11 protein-coding genes are annotated in these 13,880 nt (G+C 73.0%); 7 read left to right on the forward strand and 4 right to left on the reverse strand.

What is annotated here, in order from left to right; translation table 11 throughout:
- A complete protein-coding gene (locus SGUI_RS05535; RefSeq protein WP_157621747.1) occupies positions 1-411 on the reverse strand; it encodes a DUF4233 domain-containing protein in 411 nt (136 codons plus the stop codon).
- A 122-nt stretch (positions 412-533) separates the two neighbouring features.
- On the opposite strand from SGUI_RS05535, the gene SGUI_RS05540 reads away from it, so the two are divergent.
- The 5 genes from SGUI_RS05540 to SGUI_RS05560 all read left to right on the forward strand — a co-directional run bounded on the left by SGUI_RS05540 (position 534) and on the right by SGUI_RS05560 (position 4,629).
- The gene (locus SGUI_RS05540) at positions 534-1,166 is read left to right on the forward strand and encodes a DUF3105 domain-containing protein (RefSeq protein WP_066637306.1); all 633 of its coding nucleotides are present in this window, start codon (positions 534-536) and stop codon (positions 1,164-1,166) included.
- Positions 1,163-1,894 (forward strand): DUF305 domain-containing protein, encoded by a 732-nt coding sequence (locus tag SGUI_RS05545; protein WP_066637308.1) that lies wholly within the window; start codon positions 1,163-1,165, stop codon positions 1,892-1,894. Before SGUI_RS05540 ends, SGUI_RS05545 begins: the two co-directional genes overlap by 4 nt.
- A 107-nt stretch (positions 1,895-2,001) precedes the next feature.
- Positions 2,002-2,364, forward strand: a complete 363-nt coding sequence (locus SGUI_RS05550; protein ID WP_066637311.1) for a hypothetical protein — start codon at positions 2,002-2,004, stop codon at positions 2,362-2,364.
- 17 nt (positions 2,365-2,381) lie between these two features.
- Positions 2,382-3,641 carry a JmjC domain-containing protein gene (locus tag SGUI_RS05555; RefSeq protein WP_157621935.1) on the forward strand — a complete coding sequence of 420 codons (1,260 nt, stop codon included), beginning with the start codon at positions 2,382-2,384 and terminating at the stop codon, positions 3,639-3,641.
- A gap of 4 nt (positions 3,642-3,645) precedes the next feature.
- On the forward strand, positions 3,646-4,629 hold the full coding sequence (locus tag SGUI_RS05560) for a sucrase ferredoxin (RefSeq protein WP_066637315.1): 984 nt from the start codon (positions 3,646-3,648) through the stop codon (positions 4,627-4,629).
- A gap of 4 nt (positions 4,630-4,633) precedes the next feature.
- Here SGUI_RS05560 and SGUI_RS05565 read toward each other — a convergent pair whose 3' ends face one another.
- The gene (locus SGUI_RS05565; RefSeq protein ID WP_083190519.1) at positions 4,634-6,112 is read right to left on the reverse strand and encodes a bifunctional folylpolyglutamate synthase/dihydrofolate synthase; all 1,479 of its coding nucleotides are present in this window, start codon (positions 6,110-6,112) and stop codon (positions 4,634-4,636) included.
- Positions 6,109-9,465, reverse strand: coding sequence for an isoleucine--tRNA ligase (gene ileS, locus SGUI_RS05570; RefSeq protein WP_066637317.1), 3,357 nt, complete (start codon positions 9,463-9,465; stop codon positions 6,109-6,111). The genes SGUI_RS05565 and ileS overlap by 4 nt, the downstream gene beginning before the upstream one ends.
- Positions 9,466-9,819: 354 nt before the next feature.
- On the opposite strand from ileS, the gene SGUI_RS05575 reads away from it, so the two are divergent.
- Both SGUI_RS05575 and SGUI_RS05580 read left to right on the forward strand, forming a co-directional pair.
- Positions 9,820-11,433, forward strand: coding sequence for an AbgT family transporter (locus SGUI_RS05575; RefSeq protein WP_066637323.1), 1,614 nt, complete (start codon positions 9,820-9,822; stop codon positions 11,431-11,433).
- Positions 11,434-11,654: 221 nt separating this feature from the next.
- Complete coding sequence (locus tag SGUI_RS05580; protein ID WP_066637326.1) at positions 11,655-13,028, forward strand: YcaO-like family protein; 1,374 nt, start codon at positions 11,655-11,657, stop codon at positions 13,026-13,028.
- On the opposite strand, the gene SGUI_RS05585 is transcribed toward SGUI_RS05580, so the two are convergent.
- A complete protein-coding gene (locus tag SGUI_RS05585; protein WP_066637333.1) occupies positions 13,025-13,876 on the reverse strand; it encodes a methyltransferase domain-containing protein in 852 nt (283 codons plus the stop codon). The two genes, SGUI_RS05580 and SGUI_RS05585, sit on opposite strands and share 4 nt — an antisense overlap.
- Positions 13,877-13,880 lie beyond the last annotated feature (4 nt).

Genomic DNA, 13,880 nt, shown 5'->3' on the forward strand with positions numbered 1-13,880 from the left:
TCAGTCGCTCTCCCCGCCCCTGGCGGTCTCGTCGGGGCCCACCCCGGCCTCCTCCTGCGCGGCACGCTGCGCCGTGACCCGGTCCATCCGCATCCCCTGGGTCAGGCAGAGCCACCACAGGAAGCCGAAGAGCCCCGCGACGACGAGCATCGCCGGCAGCACCACCCCGGCGGCCAGGGTGAGGAACTGCGCCAGCCAGCCGAGGAGGATCCCGGCCCGGCCGCGCAGCGCGCCGGCGGCGACCACGCACAGGGCCGTGAGCACGAGCCCGCCCCAGAGGTATGCCTGCGCCCGGGGGTCCGCGGTCGTCTGCCCGAGCCGCCACGCGACGAGGGTGCCGAAGAAGACCGACATCGCCTGCGCGAGCAACGTCGTGGCACACAGACGTCGGGTGAGGGTGCCGGGGGTCACGCGCGCCAGTCTCGCAGACCCACCCTGGGAGGCTTCCCAGCAACCCGCCAGTCGGAGCGCATACCCTGGGGTGCGTCGACGCCGACAGCCGATTCCCGAACCGTCCTGCCAGGAGCGCACCGATGCCCCGACCCGACCGCAAGCCCGCGGCCTCCGACCGCGCCGCCAAGGCGGCCAAGATCCAGAAGGCCGGCGCCGCCGCCGAGCGCCGCCGGGGGATGCTCATCTGGGGGTCGGTGGTGGCCGTCGTCGTGGTCATCGTCGGGGCGGTCGTCTTCGCCGTCGTGCGGGACTCGCCGGCCCTGGTCGACCTGTCCGGGGTCGAGGAGTACCAGAACGACGCGGCCAACCACGTCGCCGACCAGGTCGACTACGAGCAGACCCCGCCCGTCGGCGGGCCGCACAACCCCGCGTGGTGGAACTGCGGTGTCTACACCGAGGAGGTCCCGCGGGAGCACGCGGTGCACTCACTCGAGCACGGGGCGGTGTGGCTGACCTACCGGCCCGACCTGCCGGCCGACCAGATCGAGGTGCTGACCGAGCTCGGCGGCGCGGACTACATGCTCGTCAGCCCGGTGGCGGACCAGGAGAGCCCGGTCGTCGCGACCGCCTGGAACCACCAGCTCACGCTCGACACCGCGGACGAGCGGACGCTGCAGGCCTTCATCCGGGAGTACAAGCAGGGCCCGCAGACCCCGGAGCCGGGCGCGGCCTGCACCAGCGGCACCAGCACCGACCTCGTGGAGCGCGGATGAACGACCGCTGGCGCACCTTCGGTGCACCCGCGCTGGCCGTGGTGACGGTCGTGGCGCTGTGCCTGGGTGCCCTGGTGGGCTGGCTGTCCTTCGGCGACCGCCCCCCGCCGGACGACGGCGCGGACGCCGGCTTCGCCCGGGACATGAGCGAGCACCACGCGCAGGCGGTGCAGATGTCCCAGCTGGTGATGCAGCGGACCGAGGACGAGGCGGTCCGGAGGCTGGCCGTTGACATCAGCAACAACCAGGGCTTCGAGCGGGGGATGATGGCCACCTGGCTGCAGGAGTGGGACCTCCCCCGGGCGCGGGGCGAGGAACGTATGGCCTGGATGTCGATGGACGGGATGAACCACGCGGAGATGATGGATCTCCCGGCCGGCGTGCCCATGCCGGGCATGGCCTCCCCCACCGAGATCCAGGAGCTGACCGACGACTCCGGCGAGGAGGCCGAGGTGCTCTTCCTGCAGCTCATGACGACGCACCACCTCGCCGGCGTGGAGATGGCCGACGCGGCGCTTGAGGAGGCCACCCAGCCCGAGGTGCTCGCCGCCGCCCAGCGCATGGTCGACGCCCAGGTCGGCGAGATCGTCCTCATGCAGGACATGCTCGAGGAGCGGGGCGCCGAGCCCCGGGAGGACGTCGACGCCTGGGTCGCGGAGCAGGAGGCGACCGAGCCTGCCGGGGACGGGACCGCGCCCGACGGCGGCTCTGGGGAGCACGACCACTGACCACCGACGGGCCACCGCACGTTGCGGTTGCGCGGCGCTGGGCCAGAGACGATGCTCGGGGCGGGGCCGCGGACCTCGCGGCCACGACCGACAGAAGGGTGGATGCGATGAGCACGCAGGACAACGACCCGTTCGAGGACGTCCCCGAGGCCGGACCCGGCACCGAGGGCGGTGCCGACGGTCACGCCGGACCCGGTGGCGACGGTGGAGCCGACGGCGGTGCTGACGGTCACGCCGGACCCGGTGGCGACGGAGGGGCCGACGGCAGTGCCGACGGCCACGCCGGACCCGGTGGTGACGGTGGAGCCGATGGAGGCGCTGACGGCCACGCCGGACCCGGTGGCGACGGTGGAGCCGACGGCGGTGCTGACGGCCACGCCGGTCCCGGTGGCGACGGTGGGGCGGACGGAGGCGCCGACGGCCACGCCGGCGCGGGCGGTGACGGCGGAGCCGACGGTCCCGCCGAGTGACCGACGGACCGCAGGTGGTGAGGGCCGGGAGACCGGCCCTCACCCGACTCCTGGGCACGCTCGACCCTGACACCTTCGCCCGCGAGCACTGGGGGCATACCCTCCACCTCGCGTCCGTCGAGGACCGCGGCGGTGACGACTTCGCCGACCTCTTCTCCCTGGACGCCGTCGACGAGCTCGTCTCCGAGCGGGGACTGCGCACCCCCTTCCTGCGCGTCGCCCAGGACGGCTCGACGCTGCCCGAGAGCGCCTTCACCTCCTCCGGCGGCACGGGGGCTGGGATGCCGGACCAGGCGGACGACAGCAAGCTGCTGCGGCTCTTCGCGGACGGGGCCACGATCGTCCTGCAGGGCCTGCACCGCACCTGGTCGCCGATCCGCCGCCTGGCCGACGACCTCGCGGCCGACCTGGGCAGCCCGGTGCAGGTGAACGCCTACGTCACCCCACCGGCCAACCAGGGGTTCGACGACCACTACGACGTGCACGACGTCTTCGTGCTGCAGATCTCGGGGACCAAGAGGTGGGCGCTGCGCGAGCCGGTGCTCCCGCAGCCGCTGCGCAGCCAGCCCTGGACCGACCGCCGCGACGAGGTGGCCGCGGCCGCGCAGCAGCCGGCCTACCTCGAGACCACGCTGCAGCCCGGCGACTGCCTCTACCTCCCCCGCGGCTGGATCCACTCGGCCCGCGCCATGGGTGAGGTGAGCACCCACCTGACCATCGGCGTGCACGCCTGGACGCGGCACCACCTGGCGCGCTCGGCGCTGGACCTGCTCGGGGCGGGTCTCGGCACCGAGGACGAGGTGCGACGCAGCCTGCCCCTGGGCGCCGGTCTCGCGGACGTCGAGGAGTGGCGGGACGACGTGGAGCAGGTGCGGGAGACGCTGCTGCGGCTGCTGCGCGAGCTGCCCGCGGAGGACCTCGCCACCGCGCTGCACCAGAGACACCGGGCCAGTGCCCGGCCCGCCGCGGTGCGGCCGGTCGCGCAGGCCGCGGCCGCGCAGGGTCTGCAGACCGGGGACGCGATCGTCCTGCGGTCCCACCTCGTGCCGCAGCTGCTCGACGAGGGCGACCGCGTCACCGTGCGGTCGAGGGTGGCGTCCTTCACCCTCCCCGGGTCCTACCGTCCCGCCCTGGAGCGCCTGCTCGAGGGAGAACCCGTCTCGGTGCAGGACCTGGGGGCGACGGGCGGGCTCGACGACGACGCGGCCCTGGAGCTGGCGCGCGGGCTCCTGCGGCGGGGCATCGCCGTGGTGCCGGACGCAGGCGTTCGCGACTGACCGAATGACCGAGACCTTCCGCTGCTCCGACGCCGCGCGGGAGCGCGCCGACCCGATGGGCGGCACCGCTCCCCCGCAGCCCCGGCTGCTGCTCGTCGAGGTACCGGGCGGCTGGCCCTTCGACGCCCTCCAGGCGCTGCCGGCGGACGTGCGGGACGACGTCCTCCGAGAGAGCGCCGCGGCCCGGGCTCGGGTGCTGCTCATCCGGCGCCCGGGCGAGCACCCCCGGCGGGAGGGTCCGTGGCGCTGGTATGCCGTCGACCCGGGTGCCCCCGCCGGCTCCCGCACCGTGCGGGGCAGCTGGCAGACCGGGGAGGAGCTGCTCGCCGGGGCCCGCCGGGTGCGGCAGATGGCGCAGGAGGTGGCCCGGCCCGGCGGCGACGCCCCCGAGGACGGCCCCGAGGACGAGCAGCTGCTGCTCGTGTGCACCCACGGCCGCAAGGACGTCTGCTGCGCGCTGCGCGGCCGGCCGGTCGCCGCCGAGCTGGGCCGGACCTGGCCGGAGCAGACCTGGGAGTGCTCGCACACCGGCGGTGACCGCTTCGCCGCCAACCTCCTCGTGCTGCCCGACGGCGCCTGCTACGGCGGTCTCGACGCCGGCACGGTGGCCCAGGTCGTGCGCGACCACCGGGGCGGCGCCCCGGCCGTGGGGCATCTGCGCGGCCGGGTCGGCCAGGACCGGATGGTGCAGAGCGCAGTGCTCGCGGCCCTGGGCCGCTGGCCGGTGCCCTGGGACGCGGTGCAGCCGCTCGGCGCACCGGTCCCGCTGCCGCCGGAGGCTGTGGACGAGCCCCGTCCCGGCTCCGAGCCGGTGGTCGCCCGGTGGCGCACCGACCTGAGCGTGCGCGGGCACGGGGCCTGGCGGGCGACGGGGGTCGAGCGACTCGCGCCCGCCCAGCGGCTGACCTGCCGCGCGCCCCAGGCGGGGTCGGTGCGCATACCCGAGGTGGTCGGGTGGGCCGAGCTTCCCGCGGCCCGCGACCGCTAGGGGATCAGGCGGAGCGCTGGCCTAGCAGCTCGCGGACCTCCGCGGCCGTGGTCACCGAGCCGGTGGCGAGCACCGCCCCGCCGACCCCGCCGTCGTCGGCGAGGCCGGCCGCGACGTCCAGCGCGTCCGGCAGGTCCGCGACCACAGTCACGCGGTCCTCGCCGAAGAACTCGGCGACCAGCTCGCCGAGCCGCTGCGGCCGGATCGCCCGGGGCGAGGTGGTGCGCGAGACCACGACGTGGTCCAGCACCGGCTCCAGCGCCTGGATCATCTGCTCGGCGTCCTTGTCCTCGAGCACCGCGAGCAGCCCGACGAGCCGGGTGAAGGTGAACGACTCGCGCACCGCCTCGACCAGCGCCTCGACCCCGGCCGGGTTGTGGGCCGCGTCCACGAGCACGGTGGGCGAGCGCCGGACGATCTCGAGCCGGCCCGGCGAGCTGACCTCCGCCAGCCCGGCGCGCAGCACCTCGTCGGAGAGCGGCTGCTCACCACCCCCGACGAAGGCCTCGACCGCCGCGATCGCCAGCGTGGCGTTGTGCGCCTGGTAGGCGCCGAAGAGCGGCAGGAACAGGTCGGGGTAGTCCCCCGCCAGGCCCCGCACCGAGAGCTGCTGGCCGCCGACCGCGACCTCGCGGGCGAGCACCCCGAAGGCGACGCCCTCGGCGCGCAGCTGCGCCCCGACCTCCTCGGCCCGGTCCGTGAGGACCTGCATGACCTCCGGCTCCTGCACGCCGACCACGGCGATCGCGTCGGGCTTGATGATCCCGGCCTTCTCGGTCGCGATCTCCTCCAGCGTCGACCCCAGCAGCCGGGTGTGGTCCAGGGCCACCGGGGTGAGGACCGCGACGTCGCCGTCGGCGACCGAGGTGGCGTCCCACACCCCGCCCAGGCCGACCTCGACGACGGCGACCTCGACCGGGGCGGCGGCGAAGGCGGCGTAGGCCAGCGCGACGATGACCTCGAAGTAGGTCATCCGCACCCGGTCCGCCTCGTCCGGGGACTCCATGCTCTCGGCGTCCACCATCTCGACGAAGGGCAGCACGTCGTCGTAGGCGGCCAGGAAGGCCTCGATCGAGACCGGCCGGCCGTCGATGCTCACCCGCTCGCGCATGTCGTGCAGGTGCGGGCTGGTGAACCGGCCGGTCCGCAGCCCCATCTCCCGGAGCAGCCGCTCGGTGATGCGGGCCGTGGACGTCTTGCCGTTGGTGCCGGTGAGGTGGATCATCCGGAACGAGCGCTGCGGGTCACCCATGAGCTCCATGACCCGCGCGACGCGGTGCAGCGTCGGCTGCGGCATGTGCTCGGGGGTGCGCGCGAGGATCGCCTCGCTCACCTCGGCGTAGCGCGCCAGCAGCGCGGGGTCCGTCGTCTCGGTCCCGCCCCGCCCGCTCAGCGAGGTCACCTCGGCGGTGGGCACCGCGCTGCCCGGGTCCAGCGGCAGCTCGGTGCTGCCGTCCTCGCCCTCGAAGAAGTTGTCGCTCATCGTCCTGCCTCCTCACGTCGGCTGATCAGCAGCTCCACGGTATGCCCACCGCCCAGGTCCGCGGTGCCCGCGTGGGCCCCGTCCTTCGCGGGGGGCAACGCCTGCCCGGCGCCCGCCGCACCGAACTGGACGGCGAGGGTCTCGCTCATGACGAGCTGCTGGTGCGCCATCGCGGCGTCCCACACCTCGTCGTCGCCGACGACGGTCAGGCTGATCCGGTCGCTGATGTCCAGCCCGGCGTCCTTGCGGGCACCCTGGACCGCCCGGACCAGGTCACGGGCGAGACCCTCCTTGGCCAGGTCCTCGGTGACCTCGGTGTCGAGCACGACGAAGCCGCCGCCGTGGCCGCGCAGCATCGCGGTGGCCCGGGACCCGGCCTCGCCGCCCTGGGCGTCCTGCCCACCCGGGCCGTCGTCCACCACCGTCTCCAACGTGAACTCGCCCTCGGCCAGCTCGATGCCGCCGCTGGTCACCGTCCCGTCCTCGGACACCGACCAGTCGCCGGACTTCGAGCCCTTGATCGCGTGCTGCACCTCCTTGCCGAGCCGAGGACCGGCGGCACGGGCGTTGACCGTGAGCCGCTGCGTCACCCCGAAGTCCGTGGCGCTCGCGCCCTCCTCGCTCAGGTCGTGGACCACCACCTCCCGCACGTTGACCTCGTCGGCCACGATGTCAGCGAGGTCCGACAGACCCTGCGGGTGCGCGGTCGCCACGGTGAGCCGGGGCAGGGGAAGGCGCACGCGCAGCCCCTGGGCCTTGCGCAGCCCGAGCGCAGCCGAGCACACCTCGCGCACGGTGTCCATGGCGGCCACCAGCTCCTCGTCGGCCGGCAGGTCGGCCACCTCGGGCCAGTCCGTGAGGTGCACCGACTCGCCACCGGTGAGCCCGCGCCATACCTCCTCGGTCATGAGCGGGAGCAGCGGGGCGGCGACCCGGCAGGTGATCTCGAGCACGGTGTAGAGCGTGTCGAAGGCTGCCTCGTCCTCGGCCCAGAAGCGGTCGCGGGAGCGCCGGATGTACCAGTTGGTCAGCACGTCGACGAAGTCGCGGATGACCTCGGCGGCCTCCGCGATCTCGTCGCCGTCGTAGGCCGCCTGCGCCGCCCCGACGAACTCGCGGGTCTTGGCGAGGACGTACCGGTCTAGCTCGTGCTCGGATCCGGTGGACCAGCGCGCCTGGTAGCCGGCGGCGTTGGCGTAGAGCCCGAAGAAATACCACGCGTTCCACAGCGGGATCATCGTCTGGCGCACGCCGTCGCGGATGCCCTGCTCGGTGACGATGAGGTTGCCGCCGCGCAGGATCGGGCTGGACATGAGGAACCAGCGCATCGCGTCGGCGCCGTCGCGGTCGAAGACCTCGCGGACGTCGGGGTAGTTCTTCAGCGACTTGGACATCTTCTGCCCGTCGCTGCCGAGCACGATGCCGTGGGAGAGGCAGGTCGAGAAGGCGGGCCGGTCGAAGAGCGCGGTCGCGAGGATGTGCAGGGTGTAGAACCAGCCGCGGGTCTGCCCGATGTACTCCACGATGAAGTCGGCCGGGAAGTGGTGCTCGAACCACTCCGCGTTCTCGAACGGGTAGTGGACCTGGGCGTAGCTCATGGACCCGGAGTCGAACCACACGTCGAGCACGTCCTCGACCCGGCGCATCGTGCTCTGCCCGGTGGGGTCGTCCGGGTTGGGCCGGGTCAGCTCGTCGACGAACGGTCGGTGCAGGTCGACGTGGCCCTCGCGGTCCCGCGGGAGCTCGCCGAAATCGGCCTCGAGCTCGGCGAGGCTGCCGTAGACGTCGATCCGCGGGTAGGCCGGGTCGTCGCTGCGCCAGACCGGGATCGGGCTGCCCCAGAAGCGGTTGCGCGAGATCGACCAGTCGCGGGCGTTCTCCAGCCACCTGCCGAACTGCCCGTCCTTGATGTGGTCCGGGACCCAGGTGATCTCCTGGTTGGTCCGCAGCATGTCCTCCTTGAAGGCCGTCACCTCGACGAACCAGGACGACACCGCCTTGTAGATGAGCGGCTGCTTGCAGCGCCAGCAGTGCGGGTAGGAGTGGGCGTAGGACTCCCGGCGCAGCAGCACCGTCCCCGCGGTCACCGAGCCCTGGTCGTGCTGCGTCGCCCCCGGCAGCTGGTTGCGGGTCGCCGCGGTGAGGTGGTCCTGGATCGGCGCGTTGGCGTCGAAGACCAGCATCTGCGCGTACTCGTCCACCGGGTGCATGAACGCCCCGTCGGCGCCGACCGGCATGACCGGCTCGATGCCCTCGCGGTCGGTGACCACCTTGTCGTCCTCACCGAAGGCGCCCGCGGTGTGCACCAGGCCGGTGCCGTCCGTCGTGGTCACGAACTCGGCGACGACGAGCCGGTGCGCCCGCTCCCAGCCCTGGTAGTAGGAGAACGGCGGCACGTAGGAGCGACCGGCCAGCTCGGCACCGGTGTAGGTGCCCAGCACCTCGGAGTCCTCCCCCAGCTCGTGGGCGTAGGCCCCGAGCCGCTCCTTCGCGATGAGGTAGCGCTGCGGCTCCCCACCCTCCTCGGCACCGGGCAGCGGGGCTCGCACGACGACATACTCGATGTCCTCGCCGACCATGATCGCGAGGTTGGCGGGCAGGGTCCACGGCGTGGTCGTCCAGACCAGGGCGAGCGCGCCGTCGAGGATCTCGTCCGGGGCGTCGCCGGGCAGCAGCCGCGCGCCCACCGTCACGGCCGGGTCCTGGCGCACCTGGTAGACCTCGTCGTCCATCCGCAGCTCGTGGTTGGACAGCGGCGTCTGGTCGTTCCAGCAGTAGGGCAGGACGCGGAAGCCCTCGTAGACGAGCCCCTTGTCGAAGAGGCTCTTGAAGGCCCAGAGCACCGACTCCATGTAGTCGACGTTGAGCGTCTTGTAGTCGTGCTCGAAGTCGACCCAGCGCGCCTGCCGGGTGACGTAGTCCTGCCACTCGTCGGTGTACTTCAGCACCGACTCGCGGCACTTGGCGTTGAAGGCCTCGATGCCGAGGCCGAGGATCTCGTCCTTGGTCTTGATGCCGAGCTGGTCCATCGCCTCGAGCTCGGCGGGCAGGCCGTGGGTGTCCCAGCCGAAGCGGCGCTCGACCCGGCGCCCGCGCATGGTCTGGTAGCGCGGCACGACGTCCTTGACGTAGCCGGTGAGCAGGTGGCCGTAGTGCGGGAGGCCGTTGGCGAACGGCGGCCCGTCGTAGAAGACGTACTCGTTGGCACCGTCCTCGCCCGCGTCGCGCTGCTCGACGCTCCTGGCGAAGGTGTCGTGCTCGCGCCAGTAGGCCAGCACGGCCTGCTCGATCTCCGGGAAGCGCGGGGCGCTGGTCAGCGCGTCGGCGGAGGTGCTGGTGCGGGGGTAGGCCATGGGTGGCGGCTCCTGGTCTGCGTCATCGACTCGTGTCACCACGAGGACGACGCTGCCCGGGTATGCCACCCGGTCGGCACCGCGGTACCACCTCGCTTGCGCGCCGCTCGCCCCTGGCCGGGGCTGGCAGCACGCCGCTTCGTGACGGCTGTGACGGGCCTGCCCGTGCGGGTCTAGTGGGCGCTCCCGCCGGGATGCGGGTGCCGTTCTTCCGCAGGCTCGCCGCTGATGACGGCTCGAGCGCCTGTGCCTCCATGCTAGCCGACGGAGGCGGGCCTTCCGGGCCACCGGCGGGCCGGGTGCGCACGAGGGTCGCCCCGCGTTACGTTGCCCTGGCGGAAAGAGAGGATCGGCATGGACACGGACGAGGAAGCCCGCAGCACCGGCTCCCGGCAGGGAGGCGTCCTGGACGTCATCGAGCGCTGGGGCAACCGCATACCCCACCCGTTCTGGCTCTTCACCGGCCTCGCGATCCTCGTCGCCCTGCTCAGCGCCGTCCTCAGCCAGACCCCGATCAGCGTGCAGGTCCCGGGCGAGGACGCCCCGGTCGCCATCGAGAACCTGCTCACGGTGGAGAACCTGCGCCGCATGGTGGTGGAGTCGATCAGCAACTTCACCGGCTTCCCGCCGCTGGGGATCGTGCTCGTCGTCATGCTGGGCGTGGCCGTGGCCGAGGGCAGCGGGATGATCATGGCCGCCGTGCGGCTCGTGGTCACCTCGGTGTCGGGCCGGTGGCTGACCTTCGCCATCGCCTTGACCGGCATCACCGGCTCCATCGCCTCGGACGCCATCACCGTGATCCTGCCGCCGCTGGCCGCGATGGCCTTCCTCGCCGTGGGCCGCAACCCGCTGGTGGGCATCGGGCTGGGGTTCACGGCCGTGAGCGCCGGCTTCAACGCCTCGCTCATCATCAACGCCACCGACCCCCTGCTGGCCGGCATCTCGACGACCGCGGCCCAGCTCGTGGAGGAGGACTACGTCGTCTCCCCGCTGGCCAACATCTACTTCACCGTCGTCTCCTCGGTCCTGCTGGCGGTCATCATCACCGTGGTCTTCGAGCGGTGGATCAGCCCGCGGATGGAGGCCGAGGGATGGCGCTCGGAGGACACCCGGGCCGGCGAGGACGTCGAGGAGGACCAGGCGAGGCAGGAGCCGGACGAGGACGACCAGGCAGCGGACACCGAGTTCGAGAGCCTCGAGGACGCCGAGCTGGACCGGACCGAGAAGCGCGCGCTGAAGGTGGGCGGCCTGGCCGCCCTGGCCTATCTCGCCGTCGTGGCGATCATCACCGCGATCCCCGGCTCGCCCCTGCGCGGCGAGGACGGCGCCGTCCTCACCGGGCCGGCGATCCTCAGCGTGTCCATCCTCATCGCCGGGCTGTTCGTCGTCGCCGGCGTCGCCTACGGGCGGGTCGCGGGCACGATCACCTCGTGGGCCGACCTGCCGACCTTCATGGCCAAGGGCATGTCCGACCTGGCCCCCGTGCTCGTCCTCTTCTTCGCCGCGGCGCAGTTCATCGCCTGGTTCGGCTGGTCCAACATGGGCACGGTGCTCGCGGTCTCCGGCGCGAACGCGATCGAGAGCCTGGGTGTGCCGCCGCTCGTCGTCATCCTGCTGGTCGTGCTCATGACCTACGTGCTCAACCTGTTCATCACCAGCGGCTCGGCGCAGTGGACGCTCATGGCGCCGGTCATCGTGCCGGCGCTCATGCTGCTGGGGATCGCCCCCGAGGTGGCACAGATGGGCTTCCGGATCGGCGACTCGGCCTCCAACATCATCACGCCGCTCAACGTCTACTTCGCCCTCATGCTGACCTACCTGCAGCGCTACAAGAAGGACGCCGGTGTCGGCACCCTCATGGCGATGACCCTGCCGGCCTCGCTCGCGATCCTCGTCGGCTGGGTGGCCTTCTTCGTGCTCTGGTATGCCGTCGGCCTCCCCCTCGGACCCGGTTCCCCGGTGCGCTGAGCCACCCGGGGGCGACCCGCGCGACCCGGGTGGTGCGGTTGCCTGCCGGGGGTGCGGCGGCTAGCGTCATGGGCACCACGACAGAGTTTCACTCGAGGTGGAGCTCGGAGGGAGAGGATGACGATGGCATGCGTCGCCTACAACCTGTCCGCAGCGATCAAGAAGAGCGAGGTGGATCCGGCCGAGCTGGACCAGCTCGTCGCCACGTGGGGCACCACTGAGTGACCTTCACGTCATGGCGAAGGACGACCGGGGAGCTCACGCTCCCCGGTCGTCCTTTCGTCTGGGGAGGCCGGGCGGAACGCGAGCTGTCCGGCGACCAGGCGTGGCAGCGCATCCATGACGACCTCGGGCACCTGGGGTGGAGCAGCAGCGCCCGGTGGGCCGACCACGCCGGCCCGACCGCCGCGCAGTGCATCCTGCGCGAGGGTGCGCGAGAGATCGAGCTGGGTGTCGGTGCAGGGAAGGGCCGGCTCGACGTCGCCGTCGTCGGCGCCCACTTCGAGGCGCTCGAGCACGCGGTCACCGGGCCGTCGTGGGCTCCCCACCTCCCGGTGACGGCGGTGGACCGGGCGGACCCTCGTCTGGTCGAGGCGTGGCAGGGCGAGGAGTGGTGGGATCGACTCGACGGATCCTCGCTGGCCTGTGTCCGGGCCACCGCCCTGGGCGCGGGCGAGGACTTCCCCGCACCCCTGTTCCGCAGCGCCCCGTGGATGCTCGACGAGAGCCCCGAGGTCGGGGCCCTGCGACGGCGGACGGGTGACGACACCGACTACGGCGCGGCAGCCGCATACTCGACCAACAGCGGCAGCGCGATCGGCGCCACGGCGCAGGAGGCCATCCTGCACGGGCTCAACGAGAGCGTGGAGCGTGACGCCCTCTCCCTCTTCCTGCTGCTGCACGTCCTGGGAGGTGGCCCCGTGCCGCCGCTCGTCCGGATCTCCCCCGAGGACGAGGAGCTCGCGTCGTGCCGGACGTGCGCCGAGGAGATCCTCGGGGAGGAGATCACCCTGCTGGACATCACGACCGACATCGACGTCCCGTGCGTGCTCGCCCTGGCCGGCACCAGCACCGACGAGCCGGTGTACGGGTCGGGGGCGTCCAACGATCTGCGCGTGGCCGTCGAGCGCGCGCTCACCGAGATCGTCCAGGGGCACCTCCTGCGTCGGGCCGTGGCCGAGCCCGGCACGTCGGGAGGTGAGGGCTCCGAGATCGGCCCGGGCCCCTCGTACCTCCGGCTCTCGCAGGAGCAGGCCGGGCAGCATCGCGAGGTCGTCGACCGGTTCGCCGCCCACCCGGCGCTGCTGCGCTGCGCGACGCTGCGTCTCGGCCACCTTGCGACTCCCGGCGCGGTGACGCACGTGCCCCTGACCGCGACGAACCGGTCCGTGTCGGAGCAGGTGCGCTGGGTCGTGCGGAGCCTGCAGGACGCCGGCCACCGCGCTGGGTGGGTCCCGCTCCAGCAGTGGCCGTCGGGCACCACCGTGGCCCAGGTGCACGTGCCGGGCCTGGAGTCGTTCCACCAGGTGCTCGTCGGGCATGCGCCGGCTCCGGGAGCACGGGCAGTTCGGCTGCGGGAACGGCAGGGCGTCTAGGTCCGTCTCGCCAGACTGACCAGCGTCACGTGCGCGTCGTGCTGGTCGAGCCTGGCGCGGGGCTCGAGCCCGAGGGCAGCTGCCGCGTCCAGCGCCTGCTGCGCGGTCCACCGGCACCGCCCCTGCACCGAGAGCCGCCATGCCCTGGCCAGCTGGAGCACGTCGTCGACGTCCGCCTCGTCCGAGACGGTCGCCAGGACGACGCGCCCGTCGTGGCCCAGGCATCGTGCGACGGCCCGCAGCGCCGGGGGAGCCTCGTCCTGGCCGATCATCGGCAGCGACAACCAGACCAGGTCGTAGACGTCCTGCGCATCCAGGTCCACGACATCGGCGTGGTCGAGCCGGACCCGCTCCGTGCACCCCCTGCTCCTCACCACGTGGCGCGCCAGCTCCAGGACGGCGGGGTCGACGTCGATCCCCCGGACCGTGGACCCGGGCCACTTCAGGGCGACGCTGCTGGCGACACCACCGACGCCCGTGCCCACGTCCAGGAGACGGAAGTCGTGGTCGAGCAGCTCCCCGAGCCCGGTGTCCTCGTGGCTGAGGTCGGCCAGGATGCGCATCACCTCGGCCCCCGACTCGAGCCCTGTCTCCAGCTGGTCCTCGGGCCGAGGCGTCACCTCACCGCCGATGGTGGTGGTCACCTCACCCAGCGCGCGCCGTAGGGCACGCCGGATCTCCACCGGCACCTCGGCCTGGTCGGCCCCGCCCCAGCGTGCGGCCGCCAGGGTGCGCAGACGTTCCTGCGCCTCGCCGGGCGGGCGGGACGCGGCACCGGTCTCGGCGAGGGCGGCGGAGAGCCACAACGCCTCGGCGGCTCGCCGGGCGAGAGGGACGTCGTGCGACACGTCG

Origin of the sequence: Serinicoccus hydrothermalis, from assembly GCF_001685415.1 — a bacterium.
In the GTDB taxonomy this organism is placed as follows: domain Bacteria; phylum Actinomycetota; class Actinomycetes; order Actinomycetales; family Dermatophilaceae; genus Ornithinicoccus; species Ornithinicoccus hydrothermalis.